This is a genomic window from Pseudomonas sp. ML2-2023-3 (assembly GCF_037055275.1).
Classification (GTDB): Bacteria; Pseudomonadota; Gammaproteobacteria; order Pseudomonadales; family Pseudomonadaceae; genus Aquipseudomonas.
Window position 1 is genome coordinate 3,641,619 of the sequence record NZ_CP146343.1, and the last position, 12,595, is coordinate 3,654,213.

General features: G+C 60.7%; 15 protein-coding genes. 1 reads left to right on the forward strand and 14 read right to left on the reverse strand.

Translation table 11 applies throughout. The annotated features are described in order from the left end of the window. The first annotated feature begins 17 nt into the window (after nucleotides 1-17). Nucleotides 18-1,466 carry a curlin gene (locus tag V6P94_RS16705; protein WP_326397823.1) on the forward strand — a complete coding sequence of 483 codons (1,449 nt, stop codon included), beginning with the start codon at nucleotides 18-20 and terminating at the stop codon, nucleotides 1,464-1,466. Between the two features lie 344 nt (nucleotides 1,467-1,810). On the opposite strand, the gene V6P94_RS16710 is transcribed toward V6P94_RS16705, so the two are convergent. The 14 genes from V6P94_RS16710 to V6P94_RS16775 form a co-directional block, all read right to left on the reverse strand. Then, nucleotides 1,811-2,671, reverse strand: coding sequence for a CsgG/HfaB family protein (locus V6P94_RS16710; RefSeq protein WP_133079447.1), 861 nt, complete (start codon nucleotides 2,669-2,671; stop codon nucleotides 1,811-1,813). A gap of 31 nt (nucleotides 2,672-2,702) precedes the next feature. Further along, nucleotides 2,703-3,122, reverse strand: a complete 420-nt coding sequence (locus tag V6P94_RS16715) for a curli assembly protein CsgF (RefSeq protein WP_133079446.1) — start codon at nucleotides 3,120-3,122, stop codon at nucleotides 2,703-2,705. Beyond that, a complete protein-coding gene (csgE, locus tag V6P94_RS16720) occupies nucleotides 3,119-3,481 on the reverse strand; it encodes a curli production assembly/transport protein CsgE (protein ID WP_257622883.1) in 363 nt (120 codons plus the stop codon). Before csgE ends, V6P94_RS16715 begins: the two co-directional genes overlap by 4 nt. A gap of 26 nt (nucleotides 3,482-3,507) precedes the next feature. Continuing rightward, on the reverse strand, nucleotides 3,508-4,047 hold the full coding sequence (locus V6P94_RS16725; RefSeq protein WP_326397822.1) for a type II secretion system protein: 540 nt from the start codon (nucleotides 4,045-4,047) through the stop codon (nucleotides 3,508-3,510). Then, on the reverse strand, nucleotides 4,022-4,396 hold the full coding sequence (locus V6P94_RS16730) for a type II secretion system protein (protein WP_219261744.1): 375 nt from the start codon (nucleotides 4,394-4,396) through the stop codon (nucleotides 4,022-4,024). The genes V6P94_RS16725 and V6P94_RS16730 overlap by 26 nt, the downstream gene beginning before the upstream one ends. A gap of 4 nt (nucleotides 4,397-4,400) precedes the next feature. Beyond that, a complete protein-coding gene (locus V6P94_RS16735; RefSeq protein ID WP_219261743.1) occupies nucleotides 4,401-4,874 on the reverse strand; it encodes a type II secretion system protein in 474 nt (157 codons plus the stop codon). Nucleotides 4,875-4,876: 2 nt separating this feature from the next. Next, nucleotides 4,877-6,709: a secretin N-terminal domain-containing protein gene (locus tag V6P94_RS16740; RefSeq protein WP_133079441.1), complete on the reverse strand. Its 1,833-nt coding sequence runs from the start codon at nucleotides 6,707-6,709 to the stop codon at nucleotides 4,877-4,879. Continuing rightward, a complete protein-coding gene (locus V6P94_RS16745; RefSeq protein WP_326397821.1) occupies nucleotides 6,706-7,230 on the reverse strand; it encodes a hypothetical protein in 525 nt (174 codons plus the stop codon). Before V6P94_RS16745 ends, V6P94_RS16740 begins: the two co-directional genes overlap by 4 nt. Further along, entirely contained in the window at nucleotides 7,230-7,778 is a 549-nt protein-coding gene (locus V6P94_RS16750; protein ID WP_219261740.1) for a GspMb/PilO family protein, read from the reverse strand. The genes V6P94_RS16745 and V6P94_RS16750 overlap by 1 nt, the downstream gene beginning before the upstream one ends. Then, nucleotides 7,765-8,310 carry a PilN domain-containing protein gene (locus tag V6P94_RS16755; RefSeq protein ID WP_326397820.1) on the reverse strand — a complete coding sequence of 182 codons (546 nt, stop codon included), beginning with the start codon at nucleotides 8,308-8,310 and terminating at the stop codon, nucleotides 7,765-7,767. The genes V6P94_RS16750 and V6P94_RS16755 overlap by 14 nt, the downstream gene beginning before the upstream one ends. 1 nt (nucleotide 8,311) lies before the next feature. After that, the gene (locus V6P94_RS16760; RefSeq protein ID WP_326397819.1) at nucleotides 8,312-9,115 is read right to left on the reverse strand and encodes a hypothetical protein; all 804 of its coding nucleotides are present in this window, start codon (nucleotides 9,113-9,115) and stop codon (nucleotides 8,312-8,314) included. Then, nucleotides 9,096-10,802, reverse strand: coding sequence for a GspE/PulE family protein (locus V6P94_RS16765; RefSeq protein ID WP_133079436.1), 1,707 nt, complete (start codon nucleotides 10,800-10,802; stop codon nucleotides 9,096-9,098). Before V6P94_RS16765 ends, V6P94_RS16760 begins: the two co-directional genes overlap by 20 nt. An 84-nt stretch (nucleotides 10,803-10,886) precedes the next feature. Continuing rightward, entirely contained in the window at nucleotides 10,887-11,417 is a 531-nt protein-coding gene (locus V6P94_RS16770) for a response regulator (protein ID WP_326397817.1), read from the reverse strand. A gap of 217 nt (nucleotides 11,418-11,634) precedes the next feature. Further along, a complete protein-coding gene (locus V6P94_RS16775; protein WP_219261736.1) occupies nucleotides 11,635-12,588 on the reverse strand; it encodes a peptidylprolyl isomerase in 954 nt (317 codons plus the stop codon). Between the last annotated feature and the right edge of the window lie 7 nt (nucleotides 12,589-12,595).

Consider the following 12,595-nt stretch of genomic DNA (forward strand, 5'->3'; position numbering starts at 1 on the left):
TACCTGGAGGTTTCATCATGTTCAAACTGACGCCCCTCACCGCCGCCATCCTGGTCATTGTCAGTGCCCAGTCCATGGCTGACGACAGCCTGTCCACCCAGAACCAGTACGGGACGGCCAACATTGCCGATGTAAAGCAAAGCCAGGCCCCGTTCAGCACAGCCAACCAGCAGCAGTCAGGCCAGGGCAACGACGCTGCCGCCGTACAGGACCACGCGACCAGCCCCATCGAGCAACATCAGGAAGGTGATTACAACGCAGCGTACGGCGAGCAACTGTACGAGAGCTCCAGCACCATCACCCAGCAACAGCTCGGATCCTTCAACGTCAGCCACGCCAGCCAGTCGATCGGCGAAGGGGGCAGCGTCGCGCTGCAACTGCAGCAAGGCGTCGGCAACTTTTCGTTTATCTATCAGGACAGCCAGGACGGTACCACCGGCAAAACCCTGCAGTTCGGTGACGGCAACGAAGCCTATATCGAGCAGATTTCTCCGGGCGTCGCCAACAACGCCCTGGTCATCCAGTACGGCAACACCAACTACGGCACGGCTGAGCAAGTGTTCCACACCGCCGGCCAGATCGATATCAACCAGGCAGGCGATGGCAACTACGCCTACGCCGATCAGCGCAACGGCCTGGGTGGTAACGTGACGGTCAACCAGTATGGCGATTACAACGGCACCGAAGTCTGGCAAGAGACCCAGACCGGCAGCCTGACCACCATCAATCAGTACGGACTGAGCAACGAAGCGGTGGTCGACCAGAGCTTTGGCGAAAACAACTTTGCCCAGATCCTGCAGGTGGGTGATCTGAATGCCATCTACGCCGACCAGTTTGAATCGGTCAACTCGACACTGGCGCTGTACCAGGAAGGCACGGGCAACGTGCACTTCACCTATCAGGCCGGTGAAAACCAGGTGCTGACCGCCACCTCCCTGGGTAGCGACAACAAAGTCTACGCCAGCAACTGGAAAGGCCCGCAAACAGGAGGTCAGTTCGGCAAGGACCAACGGGCAACGGTCAACCAGGTGGGCAGTGGCAACGTGGCCAGTTTCACCCAGGACGGCGTCGGCCACATCATGACGACCCATCAGTCAGGCACTGGCAACGCAACCACCATCAACCAGGCCGACAACTACAACGAGCTGTACTTTGATCAGAACGGCAGCGACAACATCCTCATCGCAGACCAGCGCGGCACCACCAACCTGGCCCAGGGCTTCTCCAACGGCAACGGCAACAGCACCACGTTCGAGCAGTCCGGCAGTGGCAACCAGGCGTTCACCGCACAGCTGTATGGCAGTGACAACCAGATCACGGTCAAACAGGCCGACACTCTTAACGTGGCTTACGTGACCCAGGGCGGGACAGGCAACATCGCCCGTGTCGACCAGAGTGGGGTGACGCAACTGGCGACCGTGCAGCAATCCGGCTCGGCCAACCAGGCGACCGTGTTTCAGCAATAAGCCCGAGGTAAAAAAACCGCGGCCCCCTTCATACAGGGCCGCGGTTTTTTTATGGCTGTGCGAACAGAGTGCCTGCCATGGCCAGCAGGTGTGGTTTGTGTCAGGGCGCGGATGTTGTGAGCACCTTGAAACCTGTGGGAGATGGCTTGCCTGCGAGGCTGACGCCGCGGTGTTTCAGGCTCATCGAGGTGAGGCCTTCGCGAGCAAGCCCGCTCCCACAGCAGGTGGGTTTGTGTCAGGGCGCGGATGCTGTGAGCACCTTGAAACCTGTGGGAGATGGCTTGCCTGCAAGGCTGACGCCGCAGTGTTCCTGGCTCACTGCGGCTGTACCATCTGCAGTTCGGTCATTCAGCGTCAGGGTCGACTTTGTTCTGGGTCAGGTAACGGCCCAGTGTCTCGTTCTGCAATGGGGTTGAACTGTCCCCCGCCACTTGCCACATCTTGCGCTCAATGCCCTGGGCCACCAGGTGCCCGACCGCCGATTCAATGGCCGACAACACACACAGCTGCGCCGGTTCGTTGGTGGTGTAACCCACTTCGGCCTCAAGCAGTTTCTTGAATTCGATGAACTTGAACACCCCGGCACTACGGCCTACCGAGTAGATGGTCTTGCTGGTCATGACATTCGCCAGCACCTGGCCGCTGCGCACGTCCACCGCCCGCAGGTTGACCGACACCTGATCCACCCGGTATTCACGGGAAATATCGATGCCCAGGTACCGCGCACCCTCCCCGCCGCTGCGCACGTTGGTGTCGTAGGCAATGATGCCGCCTTCGAGCATCAGGTTTGCCGCCTGCAAGGGGGGCAACTCACCCTGGATATTGACCGGGGTGTCGGCTTTTTTCTGCGAGGCACGAATGATCTTGCGCTCGGTCAGCAGGTTCTGCAGGCCTTCACGCTCAAGCACCACGAACCAGCCACTGGACTGCATGGCGTCCATCAACATGCTCGCCGCACCCTGGGTGACGCTCGTGGAAAACGAGCTGGCCGGAGTCGGTTTGTATTGCCCGGTCTGATCGCGAAAGTTGTAAACCACCGCCATCAAGCGACCTTTGGGCCGGGGCATTTTCAGCAAGTCGTAGTAGGTCGACGCCCGGGGTGTCAGGGTCGGTGCCTCGGTGTCCTGTTCGGCCGATACCGTGTCACGCAGGCTGCAACCCTGCAACGCAACACACAATAGCCCCAGCATCAGTATTGTCTTCATGTCCATTACTCCCCATCGCCCCAAAGCCCCATCAGGGAGCGAGGCCATTAACCCGGATTTCCGAGATTTCACCGGTTGCCCGGTCGGTCACGACAATGGTCAGTGCACCGGAATCATCGGTAACGTTGACGATAAAAGCGTCAGTGGACAGGCTCCCCGTGTTGCCGGTGGAGATGTTGTCCAGCAACTGCCCCAGCAACCGCGACTGCAATTGGCTGGTAAAGCGTTCAAGGGCCGAGGTCCCGACAGGCGTGATGCGCGCCTTGATGTCGGGATCGTCAAAGTCATTCTGTGACTGGGCATTGTTCAGCAACCAGGTGCCGTTCAACGGGTTGCCGCCAAACGACGGGTTGATGGGCGTGTAGACCAGCTCTGTGGCCTGGGCCAGGCCACACCCTCCCAGGCATAACAGCCAGAGGCAGGCACGCTGCGAACGTGATTTTGTTTTCATAATTCGTCCCTCTCAAGGTCCGTGGTGTCTTGCAACAAGGTTTCCAGCTTGCGCTGGACAATCTGCATGCGGACCAGGTCGGCGGCCTCGTAGGCTTCGTCCTTGAGTTCCACAGTGTTGGGAGCCAGGAAGCGGCGATACACCAGGCGTTGCTGATATTCCACCGTGACCAGGCTGCCCCAGCGCGCCGAAGGTCGCTCGCGTACCACCAGGTTGAAATCCATCGGGCTGGTGGCACGCAGGCGTTCACTGAACAAGTAGTAAAAGTCATGGCCAATGTGTGAAATCGTGTCATCCACGATAAAGCCGAGCATTTCTTCGTCTCCCCTGGCAGCAGAAAGCGGCATTAACAGAGCCATGACCACGGCGGCCAATGTGCGACAGTTCATGGCTGCACCCCCTGCAGGCCGCCGGACTGCCCCTTGGCCCGCTGTGGGGTACCGTCGAGAAAGGCTTTTTCGGCCACAAACTGCCAGTCCTTGTAACTGGCCATGCCGTTGAAGTCCGACCACTGGCTGGGAAAGTCCGCCTGCTTGAGCGGCTTGACGGTAGAGGGGCTGCTGACCCCCGTGATACGACCGTCGAAACCGCGCTGCAGGGTCCATTCGCCGCCTCCGATCGGGTCTGGATAGAGCTGGCGGATATGGTGTTTGGCGTTGGGAAAACGCTCGTCCTGCAACAGGTCTTCGAGGGCTTTCGGGTACTGGGCCAGGCCCGGAGAAGCGCGGTAGTAGCTGCGTAACGCCTGGGCATATTGAGTGCCAACCCAGAGCAACTGGCGCTCGCTGTTGCGGCGCGCGGCGGTCGACCACAGCTGGCCAGCACTGGCCAATCCCATGCCCATGACCATGATCAGGAACAAGACGCCCAGGTAGGTGAACCCGCCCTCGCCCGACGGCTTACCACTCGGAATAAAGACTGCCATCACGCGCCCTCCCTGTAGCACCGCTCTTGATGTCTGCCACCCCACCCGCCACGCCTTCTGGAGGTGGAACCAAAACCCAGGTGTCCTTGCGTTCGGCAATCGGGTCCATGGGTGAATTGCGCAAGTAGCGCTGTTCCACCAATTGCTCAAGGGATTCGGGGTAGTGCCCGGTATCGCCGTAGTAGTGGTCCAGGGCTTCGCGCATCGCCGAGAGGCTCTGGCGCAGCGTGGTTTCCTTGGAGGCCTCAAGGCTGTTGAAGTAGCGCGGCAAGGCGATGGTCATCAAGGTGGCGATGATTGCCATGACCACCATCAGCTCCAGCAGGGTAAAGCCTTTTTCCCGGCGCATAAGCTCACCACTCCCGGTACGCAATGCCGTTGAGCCCTTTGCCCCGGGCCTTGGAGTACACGTCAAACACGTCCTCACCTTCACGCGGGCTTTGCGCCGAGCTGTCGTAGGAACGCAGCCCCCAACCGCCCTCGTCGTCGCGCTTGACGGAGGTCATCGGGTCATGGGGCACTCGCCGCAGAAAGTAGAACTTGGCGCCCTTGGCACTGCGCACATCACGTACTCCGTCCACCAGCACTTGCAGGTTCGGCGGGTAGCCACTGCTGTTCAGGGACTTCTCGATGTAACCGGCGTCGAACGCACGCTTGTAGGCGTCGATGGCATCGCGAATCTGGTACAGGGACGTGCGCAGGTCCTGCTCCTTGCCCCGGCGCACCACGGTCTCGGTCAGCGGCGCCGCCATGCCGGCCAGGAGGCCGATCAGGGCCAGCGTCACCACGACTTCGATCAAGGTAAAACCACGTTGCGAGGCGTTCATGATCAAGGCTTCTCTACGAAAACTTGGGTGGAGGCAGCCATCGGGCTGTTGATGATTTCGGTCCGGGTCGCCGGTTCCATCCCACGTTCAGGGGCCTGTATGTGCATGCTTGTCTCGGTGCCTGTCGGGAACTCCATGTCCGAAGGGCTCTGGTACGGCAGGTTGCGCACGATGCGTGGGGTGATCGACAGCACCAGCTCCGATTGGCCAACGGTGTCCTTGTTGCTCCCGAACAGCCGGCCCAGCCAGGGAATGTCACCCAGCCCGGGGATTTTGTTGCCGCTGGCGCCATGGTCGTTGCGCACCAGCCCGGCAAGAATCTGGGTTTCACCGTCATGCAGGCGCAGCGTGGTCTGGGCGTTGCGGGTGTCGACCTGAACCGGAATCGTGCCTTGGCGGGTGGGTTGCAGCGGCGTGGCGTTACTGACTTCCAGGGCGATCTTGATCGCCACTTCATTGTTCAGGTGCACGGTGGGCTGGACTTCGAGCTTGAGGCCGACATCCAGGTAGGTGACGCTCTCGGTGATCACCGGGCCCTGGGTCGAGGGCACTGCCGTGGCGCTGATGATAGGGACGCGCTGACCGATGTGGATACGGGCCTGTTCGCGGTTGCTGACCCGGATCACCGGGCTGGCCAGGGTGTTGATGTCGTTGTCCTGAGCGTTGATCTTGGCCTGGGGCGATGGCGAGATGCTGATCCGGCTGGAAGTGATGCCTTTGAGTTGATCCAGTACCGTCACGTCCCCGCCCGCACTGTTCAATACACCGAAGGTGTTCGGCCATTGCAGGCCAAGGTCGAGAATGCGCTGGCGGGCCACTTCCATGACTTCCACTTCCAGCACCACTTCAGGGTTGGACTGGTCCTGGGATTGCAGCAGTTTCTCCGCCATGCGAACCGCATCTTCGCTGTCGCGCATGGTCAGGGTGTTGAGGCGTTCGTCTACAAACACATCGCGGGTCTTGAGCATGGTCTTGATCATGTTCAGCGCGGTGTTGGCGTCGATGCTGGTCAGGTAGAAGGTGCGCATCACCAGCTCCTGGTAGTCCTTGAGCTTCTGCGGCGAGTCCGGGTAGATCAGCAAGGTGTTTTCGTTCACCACTTTCTGGTGCAGCTGGTTCTGCTGCAGCAGCAAGGCCACGGCGTCTTCGATGCGCACGTCACGCACGAAGATGGTGGCTTTCATGTCCGGGCGCAGGTCCTTGTCGAAGATGAAATTCAGACCGGCAACCTGGGACAGCACTTCGAAGATTGTCTTGAGGTTGGCATCGCGAAACTCCAGGGTCACCGGCCGGTCAAGACGGGTACGCAGTTGCGGGTACTGCACGACATTGCGGCTCTGAACCAGGCGAATGTTGCCTTGCAGTTCCAGGGCGCCGTCATTTGTCGGGTCCAGTTCCAGGATCTGTTTGACCTGACGGTCGGCGCCGTAAATGTCGCCGCGACGCAGGTCGCCACGGGCCAGTTCCAGTTTCTCATCCATGCTGCGCAGGTAGTCCAGTTGGCGCAGGGAGTCCTGGGCACGCCGGTTGTTCGGCTCGATGGTCAAGACGCGGCCGTAGCCCATGCGGGCTGCCGCAAAGCTGCGCTTGGCGCGGTCCTGGTCGGCTTCGGTCATCAGCGCCGTAATGGAACGGGCGCGACCATGGCTCAAGGCAAGGTGCAATTCGGTGTCGCGGGGGTTCTCGCGCAATCCGTCCTCGATCCGCGCCAGGCCAGCTTCGTACTGGCCCGCCTCGATCAACTCGTTCGCCTCCTTTTGTGCGACCTTTGCGGTGCTGCACGCGACGAGCGCGGCGCATAAGCCAAGGCTCATCATCAAACGGGATCGGTTCATTGCGAGCTCCCCACAGACAGTGTCTGAGACAAGTGCAGCGGCAGGTACACGAAGCTCAGTTCCACATCGGAAATGCCCTCGATCCGCCACGTCTTGTCGATTACGTCGCCTTTGCGCACGACGTATATTTTTTCTCCGTCCTGCAAGAACACTTGCAGGTCGCGACGATCATCAAGCCTGCCGACAAATTGAAAGGGCATGGGCGGTACGGTCGGGGCTTGTTCGACCGGGGTCACGTCAACGGGTTGTTCGATGACCGTGGCGAGGACCGCTGCAGCTTTCCAGCTGTGCGCGGAAAACAGGTCGCCGACCGGGCTCAGGTCGCGAATCGGTGCTGCCTTGACCGTGGCCGGTGCGGCAGGCAAGGCTCCCCGCAGAGTGGAAGGACTCTTGCCCCCCGGGGTGGCGACCACGAGCTGATCGTCACTCTCCTCTGCCGGTTGCAGGTACCCGGCGCCCCAGGTCAGCGCCGCAGCCACGGCGAAGAATCCTGCCCAGCCCACCACGCGTTTAGTGTTCATCATGACCTCGACAGATAAAGGGTCATGCGGATCCGGCCAGTCAGGTCGGTGTCGGCGATCTTTTTACGTTGAAACTCCACGTCCTCCACCACCACCGCAGGCAACTGCCCCAGCAAGGCGTGAAGGAAACGGCGCAGTTGCGGATAACTGCCGCGTACAGGCAGCAAAATCTGATAACGCGCCAGGTGAGTCTTGGGGTCGATGCCCAGGGAGTATTCGCCACGGGCCAGGGTGATGTGCTCCTGGGCGGCCAGCGCGTAGATCTTGTCGATGGCCACGGTTGCCTGGGGCTGGGACGGCAGCTTGCTGCGAAAATCGTCGAGCTGACGTTGTGGTCCGGCCGGAGCCGCCACGCTGCCGTCTTCGACACGGGCCAGGTACTCGCTGGCTTCACGGGTCTGTTGATTGAGCTGCTGCAGCGCTTGCCAGTCGGGCATCAGCACGGCCGGGCCATACACCAGCGCGACCAGCACCAGCGCCGCTCCGGCCAGGCCGGGAACGCCCAGGCGTTGCAGGTACTCGTAAATGATCAGTCTAGGGATTTGCATCGCCTATCTCCCAGGTTGCCGACAGGTTGAATTGCACCGGGTGTTCCGGCACGTTGGCGACGATTTCGTGACTGAGCAGTGACACATCGGACAGCTCGTCACTGGCCTCAAGGCGCCGGTGAAAGTCGAGCATGGCTTCCAGGTCACGGGCTTCGGCACTGATGCGCACCTGGCCCTTGCGTGCATCCGGGGTCAGGGTCAGCAAAGCGATGTTGTCCAGCGGCAGGCTTTCCAGGGTGGCAAACAGACGCTCCCACGGGCGGCGCAATTGCTGAGAAACCTTGCGCATCTCTGCCAGGTTCTGCGCCTGTTCTCGGGTTTGCGCTGGCGTCAGGCCACCCTTGGCGCCGCTGTTGCCAGTCAACACGTGTTGGGTGGCCTGCAGGTCGCCTTGCTGTTGTCGGGCCTGGGCACTGAAATGCTGCTGCCCCACAAGGCAGCCCGCTGCCAGCAACACACCGGCCACCAGCAGGCTCCAGCCCAGAGGGCTCGAACGGCGAGGCGGCTGAAAATCCAGATTGAGCGCGCGCATGTCAGGCCACCGCCCGGGACATGGCATGCAGGCTGTCACGCACGCCCGTACGGTCCTCATCCAGGGTACAGAGCAGCACACCCGGCACCTCGGGCGCAGAATCCAGGCGTGCTGGTGCATGCAGGTAAACGTTCAGTGGTCGCTCATTGCTGGAGGCTTGCAGCTGGATTTCACGGCTGATCAACGCACTCAGTGCGGCATCGCTGTCGCTGCTGCCCACCGAACGCACCAACACCCATCGCCCTTCTCGCGCCAGGAGCAACACGCTGCGCACCGGTTCGGCCACGACAAAAAGGAAATCATCCGTACCCAGGCGTTTATCGAAGTGATTGAACGCGGCCATCAAGTACGGCTGGACCGAACTCAGGCGCAGGCCACGCCCGGCGACCAGGCTGCGCAAACGCTCCAGCAGTGCTTGAGGCAAGGCGGCCGCAATCCGGTCGTAGCCTGCCGGTTCGGCTGACAGCACCAGGCTCCAGGCTTGGCTTTGGGCGCCGTAGAGGTCCTCGAAACACAGTTTGGCGAACCCCAGCAGTTCATCGGGACGGCTGATCTGCTCGCTCCAGGGCACCAGGCAAAAGCGGCTGAAGTGCCCGGAAATCACCACCCGCAATTGAGCCCCGCTCGCCGCATGTTCGCCCAGCAGACGGTCGAGGGTTTCCAGGGCTACCGCCCAGGCATGAAAACCCTCGTCGATAAAGCCGACGCTGCTCAGCCACCGGGTTTCGCCGCCGAGGCACTGGCCCAGACCGACACCACTGGCGCCGACCACGGCCACATACTGATCACGAGATAAAAGTGACACGATTGATCTCCTCGAGCGTGGTCCGCCCTTCCATCACCAGTTCCAGGGCAGACTCGCGCAGCAGGCGCAAGCCACGGCTACAGGCCACGGCCTTGATTTTTGCAACAGGCTGACGCTCGACGATCATCTGGCGCAGTTCATCGTCCAGGTGCAGCAACTCGGCAATGGCCGTGCGCCCGCGATAACCGGTGCCCCGGCAATGGCCGCACCCCTTGCCGTGGACAAAGTTGTAGGCAGCCACCTGCTGTGGATCGAGGCCGGACAGTTGCAGCTCATCGGCACTGGGCTGATACGGCGTGCTGCACGTGGCACAGACCAGGCGGATCAGCCGCTGGGCGAGCACCGCGTTAAGGGCCGAGACCAGGCTGTAGGGATCGATTTCCATTTGGGTGAATCGGCCAATCACGTCGAACACGTTGTTGGCGTGGATGGTGGTGAACACCAGGTGCCCGGTGAGGGCTGACTGCACGGCGATCTGCGCGGTATCGGGGTCACGGATTTCACCGACCATGATCTTGTCCGGGTCATGGCGCAAAATCGAGCGCAGGCCCCGGGCGAAGGTCAGGCCTTTTTTCTCGTTGACCGGAATCTGCAGGACGCCCGGCAGCTGGTATTCCACCGGGTCTTCAATGGTGATGATCTTGTCCACGCCGTGGTTGATCTCGGTGATCATGGCGTAGAGGGTGGTGGTCTTGCCGCTGCCGGTGGGACCGGTGACCAGCACCATGCCGTAGGGTTCGGCGGCCAGCCGCCGCAGCTGGCGCAGGGTTTCATCGGCGAAGCCCAGGGCCTGCAACTGTACGCCGCTGACCTTGTCGGCCAGGTCCTGCTTGTCCAGCACCCGCAGCACCGCGTCCTCGCCGAAAATGCTCGGCATGATGGACACCCGAAAGTCGATCTGGCGGCCACTGATGCCAATCTTGAAGCGACCATCCTGAGGCACACGCTTTTCGCCGATATCCAGTTCGGCCATGACCTTGACCCGGGAGATCACCTGTTCGGCGAACTCGCTGCCCTGAATCTTGCTGATGTTGTTCAGCACCCCGTCGATCCGGTACTTGATGACCAGGCCGGCCCCGGTAGTGCCCAGGTGGATATCGCTGGCGTGCATTTTCAGCGCGTCATACAGGGTCGAGTTGACCAGCTTGACCACCACGCTGGCATCTTCACTGATGCTGGTCAGGGACAGGCTTTGCAGGTTGTCGCTTTCGACATGGGCATCGGCCTGGGCGTTGAGCGATTCCACGGCATGAAAGCTTTCTTCATGACGGGCCAGGTAGGCCTTGAGGTCATCGGCATGCACCAGGTACAGCGGCGCGCCGTGGAGGCAATCATCGATCCAGGCCAGGCGCGCAGTATCAAAGGGATCGGCAAACACGCCAATGACCGTTTCGTCATGGCGCAGCAGCATGAATTCGCGTTTCAGGCACTGGGCCAGCGTGACCCGATCGAAAATCGGGGTGGCCTTGAACAGGGTGTCGGTATCCAGAACGGGGTAGTGCAACGTGCGGCCGAGGCATTCGATGAAAGGCATGGGGGCCAGTTCACAGAGTACCCCCAGGGCTTCGAGCACCCGTTCGCCTGAAGTGACGGCAAGGGCGCGGGCCTGGGCCAGTTGTTCACTGGAGAAGGGAGGCGGTACGCAGTCCAGCAGTGCCGGTTCCACGGCAAGGGATAGACGGTCCATGGCTTGCTCTCCAACGCCGGGGGCTTGACGCCCTGTCGACGCGGCGAGCAATTGCGGCCTGGACCGGAACGGCTTGTCGCGCCACTACTTCCCGGTGAGCAAGCGTTCGTCGTCTTGGGCAAGGGAGGCCGGTGTTCGTCGGCGATCCTCCAGCACCCAACTGCCGTCGTACAGCTGCAGCGGGAAACTTTGATTCCTGTTCTTGCGTCGTTCGACGAATCCTTCAGCGCGTGGGTGGCTGGTGCCCGGTTGGTCCTTCACCTCTAAAAGGTCAAAAATTGCCCGTGCCAGTTCTGCCAATGGAAACGGTTTGAACAGGATATGACTGACCCCACGCTGGCGGGCCCGATCACACACTTCAGTGGTGGGGTGCCCGGTAATCAGTACAAAGTGGCATGTCCTGTTCTGGCGAACGGTATCGAGAACTTCAAAACCTTCCATATCGGGCAAGCGGTAATCGAACACCACCACATCGGGTGCAAAACCCTCGGCTACACCAATGGCCCTGGCACCTTCGTGCGCTATCTGGACTTCCAGCCCCTGCGCCTGCAGATAATCCTGCAGGTTTTGCGCAAGCAGCTGTTCGTCATCAACAACCAGTATTTTGTTCACCAAGGTGGACTCCTCGTAACAGCAGGTCCGAATATCAAGCCTGACGGAGTGCTCACCTTACTTAGGCTTGAGCACACTTCATGCCAAGCAGCGGCAGGCCTTAGAGCCGCTGTAACTGCTTGATACTCATCATAAAAAATTATCCCTGTTACTCCATCCCCCAAAGGCGGGGACGTGTACGGGTGTGGCTTGAAGCTTTTCCCCACTTTTGGGGCCAGCTTCAGTAATTGTCAGTGCGCTCAATGCGGTTGCGCGACCGTAGCTGCTCCAGGACCTGAAGGCGCGCTTGCGACTGTTGCTGTTGGGCGAGGTAAGTGCGAACCATTGCAAATCCCTGTTCCTCTGTGACATCAACTGCATCCAAGTGGTTCTGCAAATAAATAAGATGCCAGCCCACCGCCGTGCGTACCGGTTGGCTGATGTCGCCAACGGCCATGGCAAAGGCCACCGCGTCGAACTCGGGCAGCATGCGCCCCTTGGGAAAATAGCCAAGATCACCGCCTTCGCTGGCGGACGAACCTTCGGAACGGCTTTTGGCAACGTTTGCAAAGTCAGCGCCCTGAGTAATTTCCCGACGTACCTCTACCAAGCGTAGACGCGCAGCCTCAATTGTGGCGGCGCTAGCACCCTGAGCCACCTTGATCAGGATATGCCGGGCATGGACTTGCTCCGGCCGATTCATCTCGCTGCGGTGTTCCTCATAAAAAGCGCGGACCTGCTGCTCATCCGGCGCACCGACGGTTGTCAGTTCGGCAAACACCTTCTGGGCCGCCAGTTCGCGGCGGGTGTACTCGGTATAACTGGCCTCGTCGAAACCCGCGTCGTTGAGCCTGCGCGCAAACACTTCGGATCCACCCACCGCAGTGCGCGTCTTCTCGACCTGGTCGTTCACCACCGCATCACTGATCACAACGTCGCGCTTGACGGCCTCCTGCCAAAGCAATTCCTTGTCAATCAGGGCGTCCAGTGCCTTTCGCCGTAATTGCTGATACGCCTTGGGGTTGCGAATATTGCCCACAGCCCGCCCCTGGTCTTCCAGGTACTCGGCGAAATAACGCTCGAGGCGAAATGCGGGAATTTCCTCGCCATTGACCCGTGCCACGACGGGCTCGTTGCTGCACAGCGCCGCGGGGCCCCAGAGGGTCAGCAGGATCAACCAATTATTGAGTTTCATAAGGGGT